The following is a 17,015-nucleotide window of genomic DNA, read 5'->3' as shown; positions in this document are numbered from 1 at the left end:
AGGGGGAAGCGGCGCAGCCGCTCAGGGGGAGATCACTTCTTCTCTGGCTCGTCCTTCTTCTTGTCGTTGCCTTCGATGTAAGGGCTCCATGGCTTGGCCTTCACAGGGCCAGGGGTCTTCCACACCACGTTGAACTGACCATCGGCCTTGATCTCGCCGATGAACACGCTCTTGTGCAGGTGGTGGTTCTTCTCGTCCATCTTGCTCACGATGCCCGAAGGTGCCTTGAAGGTCTGGCCGGCCATAGCGGCAATCACCTTGTCCACGTCCGTGCTCTTGGCCTTTTCAACCGCTTGCTTCCACATGTTGATGCCGATGTAGGTGGCTTCCATCGGGTCGTTGGTGAGCGGCTTGTCCTTGTGGCCGGCAATGCCCTTGGCCTTGGCGTAGTCGCTCCACTTCTTGATGAACTCGGTGTTGGCCGGGCTCTTGATGGACTGGAAGTAGTTCCAGGCGGCCAGGTGGCCGACCAGCGGCTTGGTGTCCACGCCGCGCAGTTCTTCCTCGCCCACCGAGAAGGCGACCACAGGCACGTCCTTGGCCTTCAAGCCCGCGTTGCCCAGTTCCTTGTAGAAGGGCACGTTGGAGTCACCGTTGATGGTGGAGACCACAGCCGTCTTGCCGCCCTGGCTGAACTTCTTGATGTCGGCCACGATGGTCTGGTAATCGCTGTGGCCGAACGGGGTGTACTTTTCATCGATGTCCGAATCCTTCACGCCCTTGCTCTTGAGGTAGGCGCGCAGGATCTTGTTGGTGGTGCGGGGGTAGACGTAGTCGGTGCCCAGCAGCACCCAGCGCTTGGCACTGCCGCCGTCCTTGCTCATCAGGTAGTCCACTGCAGGGATGGCCTGCTGGTTGGGCGCGGCACCGGTGTAGAACACGTTCTTGGACAGTTCTTCACCCTCGTACTGCACGGGGTAGAACAGCAGGCCGTTCATTTCTTCCACGACGGGCAGCACCGACTTGCGCGACACGCTGGTCCAGCAGCCGAAGATCACCGAGACCTTGTCCTGGCCCAGCAGCTGCTTGGTCTTTTCAGCGAACAGGGGCCAGTTGGAGGCAGGGTCCACCACCACGGGTTCGAGCTTCTTGCCCAGCACACCGCCCTTGGCGTTGATCTCGTCGATCGCCATGAGCACGGTGTCTTTCAGCACGGTCTCAGAGATGGCCATGGTGCCCGACAGGCTGTGCAGGATGCCGACCTTGATCGTGTCCTGGGCGTGGGCTGGCAGCGCAGACAGGCCAGCGAGCGTAGCGACGGCCGCGAGGGCCTTGAGGGAATAACGACGTTGCATGTGTGCTTCTCCGGTGGTGGTTTCAGTCTGGGAATCAATCAAACCGCTTCGCCCGGCAGGCCCCGGTGGGGAGCCGCATTGGATCGGGCGATGGAATGGATTCTGGAGAGCAGGGCCGGTTGGCGAAATACGCCGGGTGGCGTACACGCCAGCGCCGCCGTTGAAGGATGCAGCCTGCAAGCAACGCCTGTGTCGGGTAGGCGAAACGCTATTCATTTAATAGCTATTAGGGCATACCCAATGAGCACTAGCAGCCAAAAACACTCACAATCTCCGCACCCACAGCGCTCTGTGGGAAATGCCCTGCCCCTCTACGATGGCGGCCACAGCCCACGCTCAGCCACAAAGGACCCGACCCATGGTGAAACGACGCACAGTGCTGCTTGGCGGCGCCGCAACGGCCGGCGCGCTGGTCATCGGCTGGGGTGTGGTGCCCCCGCGCCAGCGGCTGCACACCGCGCAGCCCCTGCCCCAAGGCACGGGCCAGGTGGCACTCAATGGCTGGCTCAAGGTAGCGGCCGACAACACGGTGACGGTGATGATGGCCAAGTCCGAAATGGGCCAGGGCGCGCACACCGGCCTGGCGGCCATCCTGGCCGAGGAGCTGGATGCCGACTGGGCCCAGGTGCGGCTGGAGATGGCGCCCATCGACGACATCTACAACAACCTGGCCACGGTGGTGGACGGCCTGCCATTCCACCCCGACAACGACGGCTCCATCAAGGCCGTGGCGGGCTGGCTGACGGCCAAAACCATGCGCGAGGTGGGTGTGATGATGACGGGCGGCTCCAGCAGCATCAAGGACCTGTGGCACCCCATGCGCGAGGCCGGTGCCCACGCCCGCGCCATGCTCATCAATGCAGCCGCCGTGCAATGGAAGGTGCAGGCCGCCGAATGCAAGGCCAACGCCGGCGTGGTGGAACACGCGGCAGGCCAGCGCGCCACGTTTGGCGAACTGGCAGCACTGGCGGCGCAGCAGCCGCCACCGGGCAAGGTCACGCTCAAGGCGCCCGCAGAATTCAAGCTCATCGGTAAGCCCCTCACCCGCATCGAGGCGCCCTCCAAACTCGACGGTACTGCGGTGTTTGGCATCGACGCCCACCCACCCGGCCTGCTGCACGCCAGCGTGGTGATGTGCCCCACGCGGGGCGGTAAGGTGGCCCAGTTCGATGGCGCAGCTGCGCAAAAGATGCCTGGGGTAAAGCAAGTGCTGGCCGTCGCGCCGTACCACGGTGGCACCGGCGGCGTGGCTGTGATTGCCGACACGCCCTGGCACGCCAAGAAGGCCGCCGCCGCGTTCACCGTGCAGTGGGACCACGGCCCCGCCCCCACGCTGTCGAGCGCCACCGTCATGACCCAGCTGACCCAGGCGCTGGACCAGGCCCAGGGCTTTGGTTACCACAGCGTGGGCGATGTGGACAAAGCCCTGCAAGGCGCAGCGACCACCCTCACGGCCGACTACCGTGCGCCCTACCTGGCCCACGCCACCATGGAGCCCATCAACTGCACGGTGCAGTTCAAGGACGGCGTAGCCAGCGTGTGGACATCCACCCAGGTGCCGGGCTTGGCGCGCATGGCGGCCGCCAAGGCCCTGGGCATCGACGAAGACAAGGTGACCGTGCACCAGCTGCTGCTGGGCGGTGGCTTTGGCCGGCGGCTGGAGGTGGACTACGTAGCCCAGGCCGCCGCCATTGCCAAGGCTGCTGGGGGCGCACCGGTGCAGACGCTGTGGTCCCGCGAGCAGGACATGCAGCACGACTTCTACCGCCCCGCTTGCGTGGCCAGGTTCAAGGCCGGGCTGGACGCACAGGGCCAGCTGGTGGCCTGGCACAACGTGTCGGCCGGCCAGGCCATCGTGCCGCAGGTGCTGGCCCGCACCTTTGGCCTGCCGGGCGCCGGGCCGGACAAGACCGCGTCCGAAGGCGCGTTCGACCAGCCCTACGAGTGGCCGCACGCACGCATCGCCCACGAGATCATCGACCTGCCGCTGCCCGTGGGCTTCTGGCGCTCGGTGGGGCATTCGCACCAGGCGTTTTTCAAAGAGAGTTTTGTGGACGAAGCGGCCCACGCCGCCAAGAAGGACCCGGTGGCCTTCCGCGCAGCCCTGCTGCAAAAGCACCCGCGCCACCTGAAGGTGCTGCAAAAGGCGGCCGAGCTGGCGGGCTGGGGCCAGCCCTTGCCGCCCGATGCGTCGGGCGTGCAGCGGGCGCGCGGCGTGGCGCTGCACCAGTCGTTTGGCTCCATCGTGGCGCAGGTGGCCGAGGTGTCGGTGGGTGCCGACAAGGCCATCCGCGTGCACCGCGTGGTGTGCGTGATCGACTGCGGCGCGTCCATCAACCCCAACCTGATTGCCCAGCAGATGGAAAGCGCCGTGGTCTACGGCCTCACGGCGGCGCTGTGGGGCGAAGTGACGATCAAAGACGGCCAGGTGCAGCAGAGCAACCTGCACGACTACCCCCTGCTGCGTATGGCCGACTGCCCCCGCGTGGAGACCCACATCATGGCCAGCGCCGAGCCCCCCGAGGGCGTGGGCGAGCCCGGCGTGCCGCCCATCGCACCCGCCGTGGCCAACGCCTTGTTTGCCCTGACCGGCCAGCGCCTGCGCGCGCTGCCGCTCAAGCTCAGCTGACCCGACGCACCGGAGCTCCCATGACCACGACCCTGAACCTCAACGGCCAACCCGTTGCCGTCAACGCTGCACCCGACACGCCCCTGCTGTGGGTGCTGCGCGGCGAGCTGCAGATGAACGGCACCAAGTTTGGCTGCGGCATGGCACTGTGCGGCGCTTGCACCGTGCACCTGAACGGCGAGCCGGTGCGCGCCTGCATCACGCCCCTGTCGGCCGTGGGCAATGCCCAGGTCACCACCATCGAGGGCCTGCAGGGCCCCGAAGCCACCGCGCTGCGCACGGCGTGGACGGCGGTGGATGTGGCGCAGTGCGGCTACTGCCAGAGCGGGCAGCTGATGTCAGCCTGCGCACTGCTGAAGAAAACCGCGCAGCCCACCGATGCCGACATCGACGCCGCCATGTCGGGCAATGCCTGCCGCTGCGGCACCTACCCGCGCATCCGGGCGGCGATCCACCAGGCGGCCGGGAACAAGGTCGCCTGAATCACTACACATTTGATAGCAACAACGCCAATCAGAACAAACGCTTCCTGGGTATTTAACATCCAGCACGCACACCAGGCCAGGCAACGCCACCCCGCCACCGACCGATTCACCCAGTCTTCAGTTCAACCGCGCTCCACCGGTGTCGTCTTGTGGGTCGCGGGCCCACCGCGCGGGCATGGCATCGCCGCATGGCTCCTCGGCGCAGTACACCGCGTTGCGCCCGGTCTGCTTGGCGCGGTACAAGGCCAGGTCCGCCTGGTTCAGCAGCGCTTCAAAACCCGCGCAGGCGCCGTCGCGCCATGTGGTCACGCCAATGCTCACGGTGACCGACACCGTGCCCCCCGCGTCATTGACGGGCACCTGCAGCGCCGCCACGTCGCGCCGCAGCGATTCGGCCACATGCAGGGCGCTGGCACCATCGGTCTCGGGCAGCACGATGACGAATTCTTCGCCGCCAAAGCGCGCCACGATGTCCACGCCACTGCGCTTGCGCGCGGCGCAGGCGTGGGCCACCGCGCAGATCACGCGGTCGCCAGCCAGGTGCCCCCAGGCGTCGTTGACGGCCTTGAACAGGTCGATGTCCACCACCAGCAGCGACAGCGGGTGTTCAAACCGCTCGGAGCGTTTGCACTCGTTGGCGCCCAGCTCCATCAGCGTGCGGCGGTTGGCCAGGCCCGTCAGCGCATCGTTGGCAGCCAGCCGCTCCAGGGCCGCGTTCAACGTCTGCAGCAACTGGTTCTGCTCGACCAGCTGGCGGTTGATCTGGGCGATCTCGTCTTCCTTCTGCTTGCGGTCGTGGATGTTGAAGGTGACGCCGATCAGGCGCTTGCCGGGCGTGGCGCTGCTGCGGTCCATGATGCGGCCGTAGTTGGCAAACCAGATCCACTCGCCAGCTTTGGAGCGCAGCCGGAACTCGGCGCGGTACTGCGGCGTGACGCCCTGCACATGGTCTGCCACGGCCTGGCGCACGATGTCCAGGTCGCCGGGGTGGAACAGGCCATAGATGTCCTGCACGCCCGACACGATTTCGTCCTCGGTAAAGCCCAGCTCCAGAAAGGTCTTGGTCGCCTTGTGGGTGACTCGGCCGGTGACCAAGTCGTTTTCCCACAGGTCCAGCCCGGCGGCTTCCAGCACCAGTTCCAGCCGCTCGCGGTTCAGGTCTTCTTTGTCACCCATGGTGCCGTGTCTTCACAACCGTGTACGTCAACGGGCCCTTGGTGGGGCCATCCCCAGGCGTGCCGGGCAGGCGCTGGTGGTGGGAGGCACGATACCCCACCCCCGCAGGTTGTCAACCGGGCGCGCTCAACCTTCTGGGCGGCCCCGTGGCCACCCTGCCACTACCGGGGAAAGCACGCAGATACAGCGCAGCGCCTTCGCCTATGCTGTGTGCAGCGGTTATGCTGGCCCCAGCAACCTTATCCAAGACACCATGAGCACCCCCGACAAATCCACCGTCTACGGCACCGAAGACCTTTTGATCAGCCTGTGCAACTCCGTCACCCGCGTGCTGGGCGTGGCCACGCACAGCCAGATCCACTACTCCGGCATGGTGCAGCGCATCAGCAAGACCTGCCTGCGGCCCGAAATCGGCTGTTTTGTGCTGTTTGATGGCGGCTTCTCGGGGCTGGTGATCATCAACTTCAGCGGCCAGGCGGCCATGGAGCTGTATGCCAACTACCTGCTGAACATGGGCATGTCCAAGGACGATCTGGTCAGTTCCTACACCTCGGACGAGGTCAGCAACGTAATGGGCGAGCTGATGAACCAGGTGGTGGGCGACTTCACCGGCAAGGTGCGGCGCGAGCTGCAGACCCACATCACGCAGAACCAGCCCAAGATGCTGGTGCTGAACAAGCAGGTGCAGCTGTCGGTGGATGCCAACCTCGACAAGCCCGAGGCCCGGCGCGTGACCTTCTACACCAGCAACAACAACATCTTCTACCTGGAACTCGCCATCGACCGCACCGAGTTCATCAAGCTCTACGACTTCGAAGCGCAGGAGGCGCCCGACCCTGACGCGCTCATGGCCCAGTCGCAGGCTGCCCCGCCCGTGCCAGCCCCGCCGCCTGCCGGCCAGGACGATACGGACGAACTGCTCAAATCGCTGGGGATGTAGAGAAACTACAAAAATGATAGCTGCCAGCGCATGATGCACTAGCGCTTGCGGCCGTTTTTGCATCAAAACCCAAGCCAAACGCTCCTGCGGCGCAGGGCGTGGCCCGCTCACCAGGCTTGTCCTACACCCGCCGTCACAATGCACTGACCGCTCCGCCAGGTCACGGGTCTAAGCTGAAAAGCCCCCCGTCGAACCGAAAGGAGCCCCCATGCCACGCGCAGCCTGGAGCGCCAAACGCGAGCGCCAGTACGAACACATCAAGGACAGCCTGCTGGAACGCGGTGAGAGCGAAAGCACCGCAGAAGTGATTGCCGCGCGCACCGTGAACAAGGAGCGCGCGCAACACGGCGAAGCCCGCACGGCCAACCCCAAGACCCTGAAAGCCACGCCGGCCCCTGTGCGCGGCGGCAAAAACTCGCACCGCGGCCCGCAGGGCCGCACGCGCGAGCAGCTGTACGAAGACGCCAAGCGCGAGAACATCCGGGGCAGGTCCCGGATGAACAAGCAGGAGCTGGAGCAGGCCCTGGCGCACTGACCCAGGCACGCACCTGGCGCCCCCTCACTGCCAGCCGTAGCGCCGCACATACCAGCGCTTCATCACGGTCGTCAGCACCACGTAGCCCGCCAGGATGCCCACGAGCCACGGAAAGTAAGCCAGTGGCAGCGCCTGCAGCTTGAAGTGCCCGGCCAGCGGCCCCATCGGGATGAAGATGCCCACCGCCATGATGAGCACCGTGGCCGTGAGCAGCGGCACCGAGGCCACGCTCTGCACAAACGGCAGCTTGGGCGTGCGGATCATGTGCACGATCAGCGTCTGCGTGAGCAGCCCCACCACAAACCAGCCCGACTGGAACAGGGTCTGCGCGCCCTCGTTGTTGGCGCCAAACACATGCCACATGACCGCAAACGTTGTGATGTCGAACACCGAGCTGATGGGCCCGAAGAACACCATGAAGCGACCAATATCGCCGGGGTTCCATTGCAGCGGGTTGCGGATGAGCTCCTCGTCCACGTTGTCGAACGGGATGGCGATCTGCGACAGGTCGTACAGCAGGTTCTGCACCAGCAGGTGCAGCGGCAGCATGGGCAAGAAGGGCAAGAACGCGCTGGCCACCAGCACCGAGAACACGTTGCCGAAGTTGGAGCTGGCCGTCATGCGGATGTACTTGAGCATGTTGCTGAAGGTCTTGCGCCCTTCCATCACGCCCTCTTCCAGCACCATCAGGCTTTTCTCCAGCAGGATGATGTCGGCCGCCTCCTTGGCAATGTCCACCGCGCTGTCCACGCTGATGCCGATGTCGGCCGCGCGCAGCGCGGGGGCGTCGTTGATGCCGTCGCCCATGAAGCCCACCACATGGCCGCCCGCGCGCAGCGCGCGCACCAGCCGCTCCTTGTGCAGCGGCGAGAGCTTGGCAAACACGTTGTGGGTGTCGGCGGCGCGCGCCAGCGCGGCGTCGTCCATGGCGTCCACGTCCTTGCCCAGCAGCACGCCCTGCACGGCCAGACCCACCTCGCGGCAAACCTTGAGCGTCACCAGCTCGTTGTCGCCGGTCAGCACCTTTACCGCCACGCCATGCGCGGCCAGTGCCTTGAGCGCGGGGGCGGTGGATTCCTTCGGTGGGTCCAGAAACGCCACGTAGCCGATCAGCGTGAGGCCCGATTCATCGGCCACGCCATACACGGTCTGGTGGGGCGGCGTCTCCTTCATGGCCACGGCCACCACGCGCAGGCCCTCGTTGTTCAGGCCGCGCGTCACCTCCAGCACCCGTGCGCGCAGGGTGGCGTCCAGCGGAAGGTCTTGCACGCCGGTGTCTTCCACCACGCGCACCTGGGTGCACACGTCCAGCATCTCTTCCACCGCACCCTTGCAGATCAGCTCGTGGTGGTCGTTGCGTTCACTGACGATGACCGACATGCGCCGGCGCACGAAGTCGAACGGCACCTCATCGACCTTGCGGTAGTCCTGCGCCAGGCGCAGGTCGGTCTGCAGCTCCACATGCTCCAGCACAGCATGGTCCAGCAGGTTCTTGAGGCCGCTCTGGTAGTGGCTGTTGAGGTAGGCAAAGGCCAGCACCTCGTCGCTGTTGTGACCAAACACGTCGGTGTGGCGCTCCAGAAAGATCTTGTCCTGCGTGAGCGTGCCGGTCTTGTCGGTACACAGCACGTCCATCGCGCCAAAGTTCTGGATCGCATCCAGCCGCTTGACCACCACCTTCTTGCGCGACAGCAGCACGGCGCCCTTGGCCAGCGTGCTGGTCACGATCATGGGCAGCATCTCGGGCGTGAGGCCCACGGCCACCGACAGGGCGAACAAAAAGGCCTGCAACCAGTCGCCCTTGGTAAAACCGTTGACCACCAGCACGATGGGCACCATGACGAGTGCAAAGCGGATCAACAGCCAGCTCACGCTGTTGACGCCTGCCTGGAACGCGGTGGGCGTGCGGTCGGTGGCCGTGACGCGCGTGGCCAGCGTGCCAAAGTAGGTGTGGTTGCCCGTGGCCACCACCAGCGCGGTGGCCGAGCCCGAGACCACGTTGGTGCCCATGAACAGCAGGTTGGTCGCGTCCAGCGCGCTGGTGCCGGGCTGGCTGCGCTCGGCAAATTTTTCGACCGGCAGCGATTCGCCCGTCATGGCCGACTGGCTCACGAACAGGTCCTTGGCAGTGAGCACGCGGCAGTCCGACGGGATCATGTCGCCTGCCGACAGCACGATGTGGTCGCCCGGCACCAGCTGGTGGATGGGCAGCTCGCGCGGCGTGGCTGCCCTGCCTTCGCCCTCCGCTCCGCTACGGCGCAGCACCGTGGCGGTGTTGCTGACCAGCGACTTGAGGCGCTCGGCCGCGCGGTTGGAGCGGCCCTCCTGCACGAACCGCAGCAGCGTGGAAAGCACCACCATGGCCAGGATCACGATGGTGGCCTCGTGGTCTTCGGTGAGGTACGAGATCAGTGCCAGCACCGTGAGCAGCACGTTGAATGGGTTCTTGTAGCAGTGCCACAGGTGCAGCCAGGCGGGCAGCGGCTTTTCGTGCTCCACCTCGTTGGGGCCGTGCTGGGCCAGGGCGGCAGCGGCCTGGGCGTCGCTCAGACCTGCAGGGTCGGACTGCAGGCGCTCGATCAGTTGGGGCAGCTCATCACTGGCGGCGCGCTGCAGTTCGCGGCTGAGCAGGTCGGGCGAGGTGGCGGGGGTGGGCGCGCGGCCCAGCGTGAGCGTGTCCAGAATCAGCCGCCGCGCAAAGTGGCGGGTGACATGGCGGGTGTGCAGAAAGCGGTCGAACAGGTGGTGCAGGAAGCTCATGGCGGTCTCCCTAGCAGCCAACGCTGGCGGCGTTGCGCGTTACGGGCTGTGGTGCCGTGTGCGCAGAAATGTGGATGAAACGGAACATGGTGAGTCACTCCTTCTGGCCCGCAACGGCCAGAGGATGCGGCTCACGCGGTCACGCAAGCCATCGCCTCCGGCCCAGGGCCCGGTATGCAAAGTTCAAGGGGGGTGGTGTGGGGTGGCGCTTCAGAGCGCCAGCGCGGGTCTGGGTCCATGGGGCCTCCTGGGGGGGTGGATGCGATGCAGGGCCGGTCGTGGCCGGGTTCAGGGCTGCCGCGCGCGGCGGTGCGATGCGCGTGCTGGTGGCTGGCTGTGCAGATAGCAGCGAATGCGGTGCGTGGGCCACAGCGTGGCGCCATCCAGGTCGGCCACGGCTTGCAGGCTGTCAGCCGCCGCACGGGCCGGGCCCTGCGCGCCAGGGGGCAGCTGTGCCCCTGGCTCAGCGCTGGCAGCGCCAGGCGCCACCGCACGCTGGAAAAGGCTGGGCAGGTCTACAACAAAAAAACGCATGGCCGTCGTCCTTGGCAGGCAGGACGGAGCACACAGACGCAGAGATATGCCGGGAGGCGCCGTCACGGCACGCGGGCAACGCCCCAGCGAAGGGGGCATGGCCTGTGCAGACGGCACAGATGCAACGAAGCGGCAAGACGGGAGAGCCACCCACACCACCATGGCCAAAACGGCCAAAGCTGCCCCAATGGGCACACAGGTACAACAGGGGCTGGGAGGGACGGGGCCGGGGCTTGCACAAGGCAACCCACGGCCCGGGAGCGGGCGTCAGGAGGCCTGGCAGGCAGCAGCCGTCACGGCTTGCTGGGTTTCACTGCAACAACTGGCACTTTCCACGCTGGGGCTCCGGAAATGAAGGTGCGCGATTATTGCGCTGCAACATGGCTGGGTCAACGTGTTTTTTGTGCCTCCCGGGCGGTGGTCAGCCCTCGAACTGGGGATGCAGCTGCCGGATACGGTTCATGGCCATGGCCGCCGCTGCGGTGCGGGTTTCCACGCCCAGCTTGGTAAACACGCGTTCCAGGTGCTTTTTGACCGTGGCGGGGCTGGCCCCCAGGATGTCGCCGATGTCGCGGTTGATCTTGCCCTTGAGCACCCAGTACAGCACTTCGGCCTCGCGCGCGGTGAGCCGGAAGGCCAGGCCCATGGATTCGATGATCTTCGCGTCGGACACCTCGCGCATCACGATGAGCCAGTCACCACCGCCCGCGCTGTCACCGGCCTGCTGGTGCAGGCGGAAGGTGAGGCGGCGCGCGCCCTGCTCCACCGCCAGGCGCGGAGGCTCGGCCAGCGATGCGGCCAGCAGTTCGGCCGCGTTGTCGGCCAGTACATGGCGGCGCAGCCAAGCCTGCACCGGCTCGGGTGCCCAGTGGCCGAAGGCCGTGGGCGTGCCGTCCGGGCCCACTTCGCCGAAGTAGCTTTGCAGCAGCTCGCGCGCCAGCGGGGTCTGCCACACGATGCGGCCATCCACTGCGCGCACGGTGATGCTGGCGTAGCCAAAGGCATCGAGCGCGTTGCGCGCCTCGCGCGCCTGGCGAGCGTCCTGCCGGGCCTTGCGGGCTGCGCCCAGGTGCACGCTCATGCGGGCCATCACCTCGCGTGGCTTGATGGGCTTGGTGACGTAGTCTACGCCGCCCGCCTCCAGCGCGGCTACCAGGTGCTCGGTCTCGGTGAGGCCGGTCATGAAGATGATGGGGATGTGCGCCGTGGCGGGCGATGCCTTGAGGCGCCGGGCGACTTCAAAGCCGTCCATGCCCGGCATCATGGCGTCGAGCAACACAATGTCGGGCAGGGCCTGGGCCGCACGCTGCAGCGCCGCCTCGCCGTGCATGGCCACCAGCACGGTGTAGCCCGATTCATCCAGCGCGTCGTGCAGTACGGCCAGGTTGTCGGGCACGTCATCCACGATCAGCACCACGTCGCTGTCGCTGCGGTCCAGCGCGCTCGCAGGTGCTGTGGGGGGGTGAGAGGGAAAGGGGTTGGCAGTGGTCATCACGAGGGTGCCTGCTCCAGGATCTGGCCCATGGCATCGAACTGGAATTGCTTGGCCAGCTGCCGCATGGTGCTGACAAAAGCGCTGTGCGCAGGCTGGCTGCGTTCAATGTCGTCCAGCGTGTTGAGAATGCCCCGGTAGTAGCCCAAGGACACCGCCTGTGCCAAAGCCACCAGCGCAGCGGTATCGGGGTAAGTGAGGGGCACGGACGCATGAGACCCCAGCGCGGGTTCAGTCCCGGCGAGCGCTCCGGAGGCCTCGTCGTATTGCCACTGCAGGCCCAGGCGGCGCTCCAGCCAGTCCAGCAGCTCGCTGTGGCGCACGGGTTTGACGATGAAGTCTTCGGGGCGGATGTCCACGTCGTTGTCGAGCGCTTTGTCGAAAGCATTGGCGGAGACGATGGCACAGTGGAGGTCTTCGAGGTGCATCTGCCGCACGCGCCGCAGCGTTTCCCAGCCATCGATGCCCGGCATGGCCAGGTCCATGAAGACCACGTGCGGCCGGTACCCGGTAGACAGCAAGTCCAGCGCATCGTGGCCGCTCGCGGCCTGGCGCAGCTCGAAGCCCAGGGGTTCGAGCAGTTGCACCAGCAGCTCGCGGTCGGGCTCCTCGTTGTCCACCACCAGAATGCGGCGGCGCTCGCCCGCGTACCCCTTGCGCTGGCGTTGGCCGTGTGCGGCCCGCGCCGCCGGCGCTGCGACCTTGCCCGACGCATCGCCATGCACTTCGGGCAGGAACAGCTTGACGTGGAACACCGAACCCACGCCCGGGGTGCTGCTCACCGTCAGCTCGCCGCCCATGAGCGCAGTGAGCATCTTGGCAATGGTCAGGCCCAGGCCCGCACCCGGTGCGGCAGCGGTACCGCCACCGCCCGATCCGCCGCGCGCGAAGGGCTCGAAGATGCGCTCGATCTCCTCGGCCGTGAGGCCCGGCCCCGTGTCCTGCACCTCGATACGGGCCATCTCGCGCGCATAGCGCACGCGCAGGGTGACGGTGCCCTGCGCCGTGAACTTGACCGCATTGCCCAGCAGGTTGATGAGGATCTGGCGCAGGCGCTTGTCGTCGGCACGCACCACTTCCGGAATCACCCCCTGCACATCGAAGGCGAACGCCAGGCCCTTGGCGGCGGCCTGCAGCTCGAACAGGCTGGCCATCTCGTGCAGGCCGTCGGCAAAGCGCATGGGCGCTACATCCAGCGTGAGCTTGCCCGACTCGATGCGCGCGATGTCCAGCGTGCCTTCAATCAGCGACAACAAATGTTCGCCCCCGCGCCGGATCACGTGCACCGCCTGCTTGCGGTGCGGTGGCACGCCCGCGTCCTCACCCATCAGTTGTGCGTAGCCCAGGATGGAGTTGAGCGGGGTGCGGATCTCGTGGCTGATGGCGCTGATGTAGCGGCTCTTGGCCTGGTTGGCCTGGTCGGCGCGCAAGCGGGCTTCCTCGGCCTGCTGCTGCGCGGCCTCGGCCACGCTGCGCGCCGTCTGCAGAGCTTCGTCGGTCTGGCGGTGCAGCTCGATCTCGCGCACCAGCAGGCCCGTCTGGCGGTTGGATTCTTCCTGCGCCACCTGGCGGCTCTTGTGCGCCAGCACCAGCCACCAGGCCACGATGCCCGAGATGACCAACAGCGCGAGATAGGCCTTGAGCAGGCCCGAGCGCAGCGCCACTTCAGGGGCAGCCATCACCTCGGTGTCGGTGGCGGCCTGGGCAATGGTGTTGAGCTCCTGGTGGTACAGCAGCCCCATCACCGAAGCCAGCAGCGGTGCAATCACCAGCATCAGCAGCAGGAAGTGGCCCAGGCCCGTGTCCAAGTAGCGCCACGTGGCGCGCGGCAGCACCCAGCGCAGCGCGGCCGACCACTGCACCGCCATGCTCGCGTGGGGCTTGCACAGGTCGCCGCAACGCGCATCCAGCGTGCAGCACAGCGAGCAGATGGCGCCCCGGTAGGCGGGACACTGGGCCATGTCGGGCGCTTCGTACTCGCGCTCGCAGATCACGCAGCGCTGCACAGTGGTGCGCCGGTAGCTGCCTATTTCCGTCCCCAGCCCCCCTTCGGCATTGCGGCGCAGCGGGCCGTGCAGGGGCACGGCCACCACGTCGGCCAGCGCAGCCGGCTCAGACTGGCGCGCGATGTAGTAGCGCCCCCCGGTGGCCCAGGCGATCAGCGGGGCAGTGACAAAAGCCACGGCCATCGCAATCACGGCCGAGAATGCCTGCGGCAGCGGGCCGAAAAACCCCAGGTGCGCACTGATGGACAAAATGGACGCGAGTGCCATCGAACCCACGCCCACCGGGTTGATGTCGTACAGGTGCGCGCGCTTGAACTCGATGCCCTTGGGCGACAGGCCCAGCGGCTTGTTGATGACCAGGTCGGCCACCACCGACATGATCCAGGCGATGGCGATGTTGGAGTACAGCCCCAGCACCTCGCCCATGGCGCGGAACACGTTCATCTCCATCAGCATGAAGGCGATCAACGTGTTGAACACCACCCACACCACCCGCCCCGGGTGGCTGTGCGTGAGGCGCGAGAAGAAGTTGGACCACGCGAGCGAGCCCGCATAGGCATTGGTCACGTTGATCTTGAGCTGCGAGATCACCACAAACAACGCCGTGGCCGCCACCGCCCAGCCGTAGTTGGGGAACACGTATTCATACGCGGCCAGGTACATCTGGTTCGGGTCCACCGCGCGGTCGGCCGGCACCATGTGGGTGAGCGCCAGGTAGGCCAGCAGCGCACCGCCCAGCATCTTGAGCACGCCCAGCACCACCCAGCCCGGCCCGCCCACCAGCACGCCCAGCCACCAGCGCCCGCGCGTGTCGGGTGTGCGGGCGGGCATGAAGCGCAGGTAATCGGCCTGCTCCCCCATCTGGGTGATGAGCGCAATGCCCACCGTGAGAGCCGCACCAAACAAGGGCAATTGGAACGTGGCGCCGCGCGCCAATTCACCACCGTAGTGCACCACCCCAGAAAACGCACCAGGATCGCGCACCAGCACGTACACAAACGGCACCACCAGCATCACCAGCCACAGCGGCTGCGTCCACACCTGCAAGCGGCTGATGGCCGACACGCCGTGGGTGACCAGCGGAATCACCACAATGGCGCAGACTAGGTACCCCCAGGTGGGCGGGATGTCGAGCGCCAACTCCAGCGCATAGGCCATCACGGCGGCTTCGAGCGCAAAGAAGATGAAGGTGAAGCTCGCGTAGATCAGCGAGGTGAGCGTGGAGCCGATGTAGCCAAACCCCGCACCACGCGTGAGCAGGTCCATATCCACCCCATAGCGCGCCGCGTACACGCTGATGGGCAGCCCCGCCAGAAAGATGATGAGCCCCGTGGCCACGATGGCCCAGAAGGCGTTGATGAAGCCGTACTGCACCAGCAGCGTGGCGCCCACGGCTTCGAGGATCAGGAAGGATGCCGCGCCAAACGCCGTGTTGGCCACGCGCCATTCGGACCACTTGCGAAAGCGCTGGGGCGTGTAGCGCAGCGCGTAGTCCTCCATGGTCTCGGTGGCCACCCAGCTGTTGTAGTCGCGCCGGACCTTGACCACCTGCTGCGGCGCCTGTGCGTCGGCATCCGGCCCCGACACAGGGGCCGAACTGGCGTCGGGCGGGGCAAGGGAGGCGGTGGAGGGGGGCATGGCAAAGGGCGGCGACACCTTGCAAGTGCAGTTTCCATGCCACGGGTTGCCTGCACGTCTAATACATCTTCGCCCTCTGGCGTATGGCGGGCACGGGGCTTGCTGCCTATGATGAATCCGCTGTCCTCCTGACCGCCCGGCCAGGACAACCTGCCACACGAGCCCAACCCTCCTTACCTAAAGCACAACGACATGGAACTGACCCCTCGTGAGAAAGACAAGCTACTGATCTTCACCGCCGCCCTGCTGGCCGAGCGCCGCAAGGCCCGGGGGCTGAAGCTCAACTACCCCGAGGCCATGGCCCTGATCAGCGCGGCCGTGATGGAGGGCGCACGCGACGGCAAGACCGTGGCGCAGCTCATGAGCGAAGGCCGCACCGTGCTGACCCGCGCGGATGTGATGGAAGGCATCCCCGAGATGATTCCGGACATCCAGGTCGAGGCCACCTTCCCCGACGGCACCAAGCTCGTCACCGTGCACCAGCCGATCGTCTGACCCCTTCTATCTTCTACTCCCCCTTCTCTCTGTGGAGCCCCCATGCGCATCGCACTCTCACACCGCCACACAGCCGCTCTTCTTTTCATAGCTGCCAGCGCAATCAGCACCGGCGCTAGCGCCCATACCGGTGCTGAATCGCACATCCACAACAGTTTTCTGAGCGGCTTTGCCCACCCCCTGTTCGGTCTGGACCACCTGGCCGCCATGGTGGCCGTGGGCCTGTGGAGCGCCCTGGCCGCGCGCAGCGCCGGGCGCGACCTGCTGTGGGGCCCCGTGGGTTTTGCCGCCATGTTGCTGGTGGGCGCCGTGCTGGGCCTGCAGGGCGTGGCGCTGCCAGCGGTGGAGCCGATGATTGCTGCGTCGCTGCTGGTCACCGGCCTGCTGGTCGTGTCGCGCCTGCGCGTGCCCGGGCTGGTGGCGGCGCTGGGTGTGGGCGTGTTTGCCGTCTTCCACGGTGTGGCCCACGGCTATGAACTGGCGGGCAGCGACAGCGCCTGGTTGACCCTGGCGGGCATGCTGACCGCTACCGTGCTGCTGCACAGCGCAGGCCTGGGGGCGGGCTGGGCGCTGCGCTACCGCCATGTGTGGCTGGCCCGCGCAGCGGGTGCTGGCGTGGCTGCGTTCGGTGGCGCGCTGCTGGCGCAGATGGCCTGAGCATTCACACCAAGGAGCCATCATGATCCCCGGCGAACTTTTCACCGAACCCGGTGAACACCTGCTCAACACCGGCCGCCGCACCCTGACGCTGGTGGTGCGCAACACCGGCGACCGGCCCATCCAGGTCGGCTCGCACTACCACTTTGCCGAGACCAACAACGCCCTGGGCTTCGACCGCACCGCTGCACGCGGCATGCGGCTGAACATTGCGTCGGGCACCGCCGTGCGCTTTGAGCCCGGCCAGGAGCGCACCGTGGAACTGGTGGACTACGCGGGCGAGCGCCGCGTGTTCGGCTTCCAGGGCCTGACGCAGGGCGCGCTGTAGAAACTTCAAGCCAAATAGGCAGATAGCGCCGGTATTCATTGCCCA

General features: G+C 66.4%; 13 protein-coding genes. 7 read left to right on the top strand and 6 right to left on the bottom strand.

What is annotated here, in order from left to right:
* Window positions 1–32 precede the first annotated feature (32 nt).
* The gene (gene urtA, locus C8C99_RS20260) at window positions 33–1,295 is read right to left on the bottom strand and encodes an urea ABC transporter substrate-binding protein (RefSeq protein WP_056641426.1); all 1,263 of its coding nucleotides are present in this window, start codon (window positions 1,293–1,295) and stop codon (window positions 33–35) included.
* Window positions 1,296–1,653: 358 nt separating this feature from the next.
* On the opposite strand from urtA, the gene C8C99_RS20255 reads away from it, so the two are divergent.
* Together C8C99_RS20255 and C8C99_RS20250 are read left to right on the top strand one after the other, a co-directional pair.
* Window positions 1,654–3,924: a xanthine dehydrogenase family protein molybdopterin-binding subunit gene (locus tag C8C99_RS20255; RefSeq protein WP_108626700.1), complete on the top strand. Its 2,271-nt coding sequence runs from the start codon at window positions 1,654–1,656 to the stop codon at window positions 3,922–3,924.
* Window positions 3,925–3,944: 20 nt separating this feature from the next.
* Window positions 3,945–4,406, top strand: a complete 462-nt coding sequence (locus C8C99_RS20250) for a (2Fe-2S)-binding protein (RefSeq protein ID WP_108626699.1) — start codon at window positions 3,945–3,947, stop codon at window positions 4,404–4,406.
* A gap of 120 nt (window positions 4,407–4,526) precedes the next feature.
* Here C8C99_RS20250 and C8C99_RS20245 read toward each other — a convergent pair whose 3' ends face one another.
* Complete coding sequence (locus tag C8C99_RS20245; protein ID WP_108626698.1) at window positions 4,527–5,585, bottom strand: sensor domain-containing diguanylate cyclase; 1,059 nt, start codon at window positions 5,583–5,585, stop codon at window positions 4,527–4,529.
* Window positions 5,586–5,838: 253 nt separating this feature from the next.
* Between C8C99_RS20245 and C8C99_RS20240 the strand changes: the two genes are divergently transcribed.
* Together C8C99_RS20240 and C8C99_RS20235 are read left to right on the top strand one after the other, a co-directional pair.
* Window positions 5,839–6,525, top strand: coding sequence for a DUF3334 family protein (locus C8C99_RS20240; RefSeq protein ID WP_108626697.1), 687 nt, complete (start codon window positions 5,839–5,841; stop codon window positions 6,523–6,525).
* Between the two features lie 208 nt (window positions 6,526–6,733).
* Window positions 6,734–7,060, top strand: a complete 327-nt coding sequence (locus tag C8C99_RS20235) for a plasmid stabilization protein (RefSeq protein ID WP_108626696.1) — start codon at window positions 6,734–6,736, stop codon at window positions 7,058–7,060.
* 24 nt (window positions 7,061–7,084) lie between these two features.
* Here the strand turns inward: C8C99_RS20235 and mgtA are convergent, their stop codons facing one another.
* The 4 genes from mgtA to C8C99_RS20215 form a co-directional block, all read right to left on the bottom strand.
* Window positions 7,085–9,820, bottom strand: coding sequence for a magnesium-translocating P-type ATPase (gene mgtA, locus C8C99_RS20230; RefSeq protein WP_108626695.1), 2,736 nt, complete (start codon window positions 9,818–9,820; stop codon window positions 7,085–7,087).
* A gap of 288 nt (window positions 9,821–10,108) precedes the next feature.
* Window positions 10,109–10,354: a hypothetical protein gene (locus C8C99_RS20225; protein ID WP_056641404.1), complete on the bottom strand. Its 246-nt coding sequence runs from the start codon at window positions 10,352–10,354 to the stop codon at window positions 10,109–10,111.
* Window positions 10,355–10,775: 421 nt separating this feature from the next.
* Window positions 10,776–11,846, bottom strand: coding sequence for a response regulator (locus C8C99_RS20220; RefSeq protein ID WP_056641403.1), 1,071 nt, complete (start codon window positions 11,844–11,846; stop codon window positions 10,776–10,778).
* Window positions 11,846–15,490, bottom strand: coding sequence for an ATP-binding protein (locus C8C99_RS20215; RefSeq protein WP_108626694.1), 3,645 nt, complete (start codon window positions 15,488–15,490; stop codon window positions 11,846–11,848). The genes C8C99_RS20220 and C8C99_RS20215 overlap by 1 nt, the downstream gene beginning before the upstream one ends.
* A 192-nt stretch (window positions 15,491–15,682) precedes the next feature.
* Here C8C99_RS20215 and C8C99_RS20210 point away from each other — a divergent pair, with 192 nt between their 5' ends.
* Genes C8C99_RS20210 through C8C99_RS20200 form a run of 3 tightly spaced genes read left to right on the top strand, consistent with a single transcriptional unit; the run spans window position 15,683 to window position 16,970 of the window.
* Complete coding sequence (locus tag C8C99_RS20210; protein WP_108626693.1) at window positions 15,683–15,985, top strand: urease subunit gamma; 303 nt, start codon at window positions 15,683–15,685, stop codon at window positions 15,983–15,985.
* A 42-nt stretch (window positions 15,986–16,027) separates the two neighbouring features.
* Window positions 16,028–16,642, top strand: a complete 615-nt coding sequence (locus tag C8C99_RS20205; protein WP_108626692.1) for a HupE/UreJ family protein — start codon at window positions 16,028–16,030, stop codon at window positions 16,640–16,642.
* A 22-nt stretch (window positions 16,643–16,664) separates the two neighbouring features.
* Window positions 16,665–16,970: an urease subunit beta gene (locus C8C99_RS20200; RefSeq protein ID WP_056641394.1), complete on the top strand. Its 306-nt coding sequence runs from the start codon at window positions 16,665–16,667 to the stop codon at window positions 16,968–16,970.
* Window positions 16,971–17,015 lie beyond the last annotated feature (45 nt).

The sequence above is a fragment of the Acidovorax sp. 107 genome (assembly GCF_003058055.1).
In the GTDB taxonomy this organism is placed as follows: domain Bacteria; phylum Pseudomonadota; class Gammaproteobacteria; order Burkholderiales; family Burkholderiaceae_C; genus Acidovorax.
This window is presented reverse-complemented; position numbering and strand designations above follow the sequence as displayed.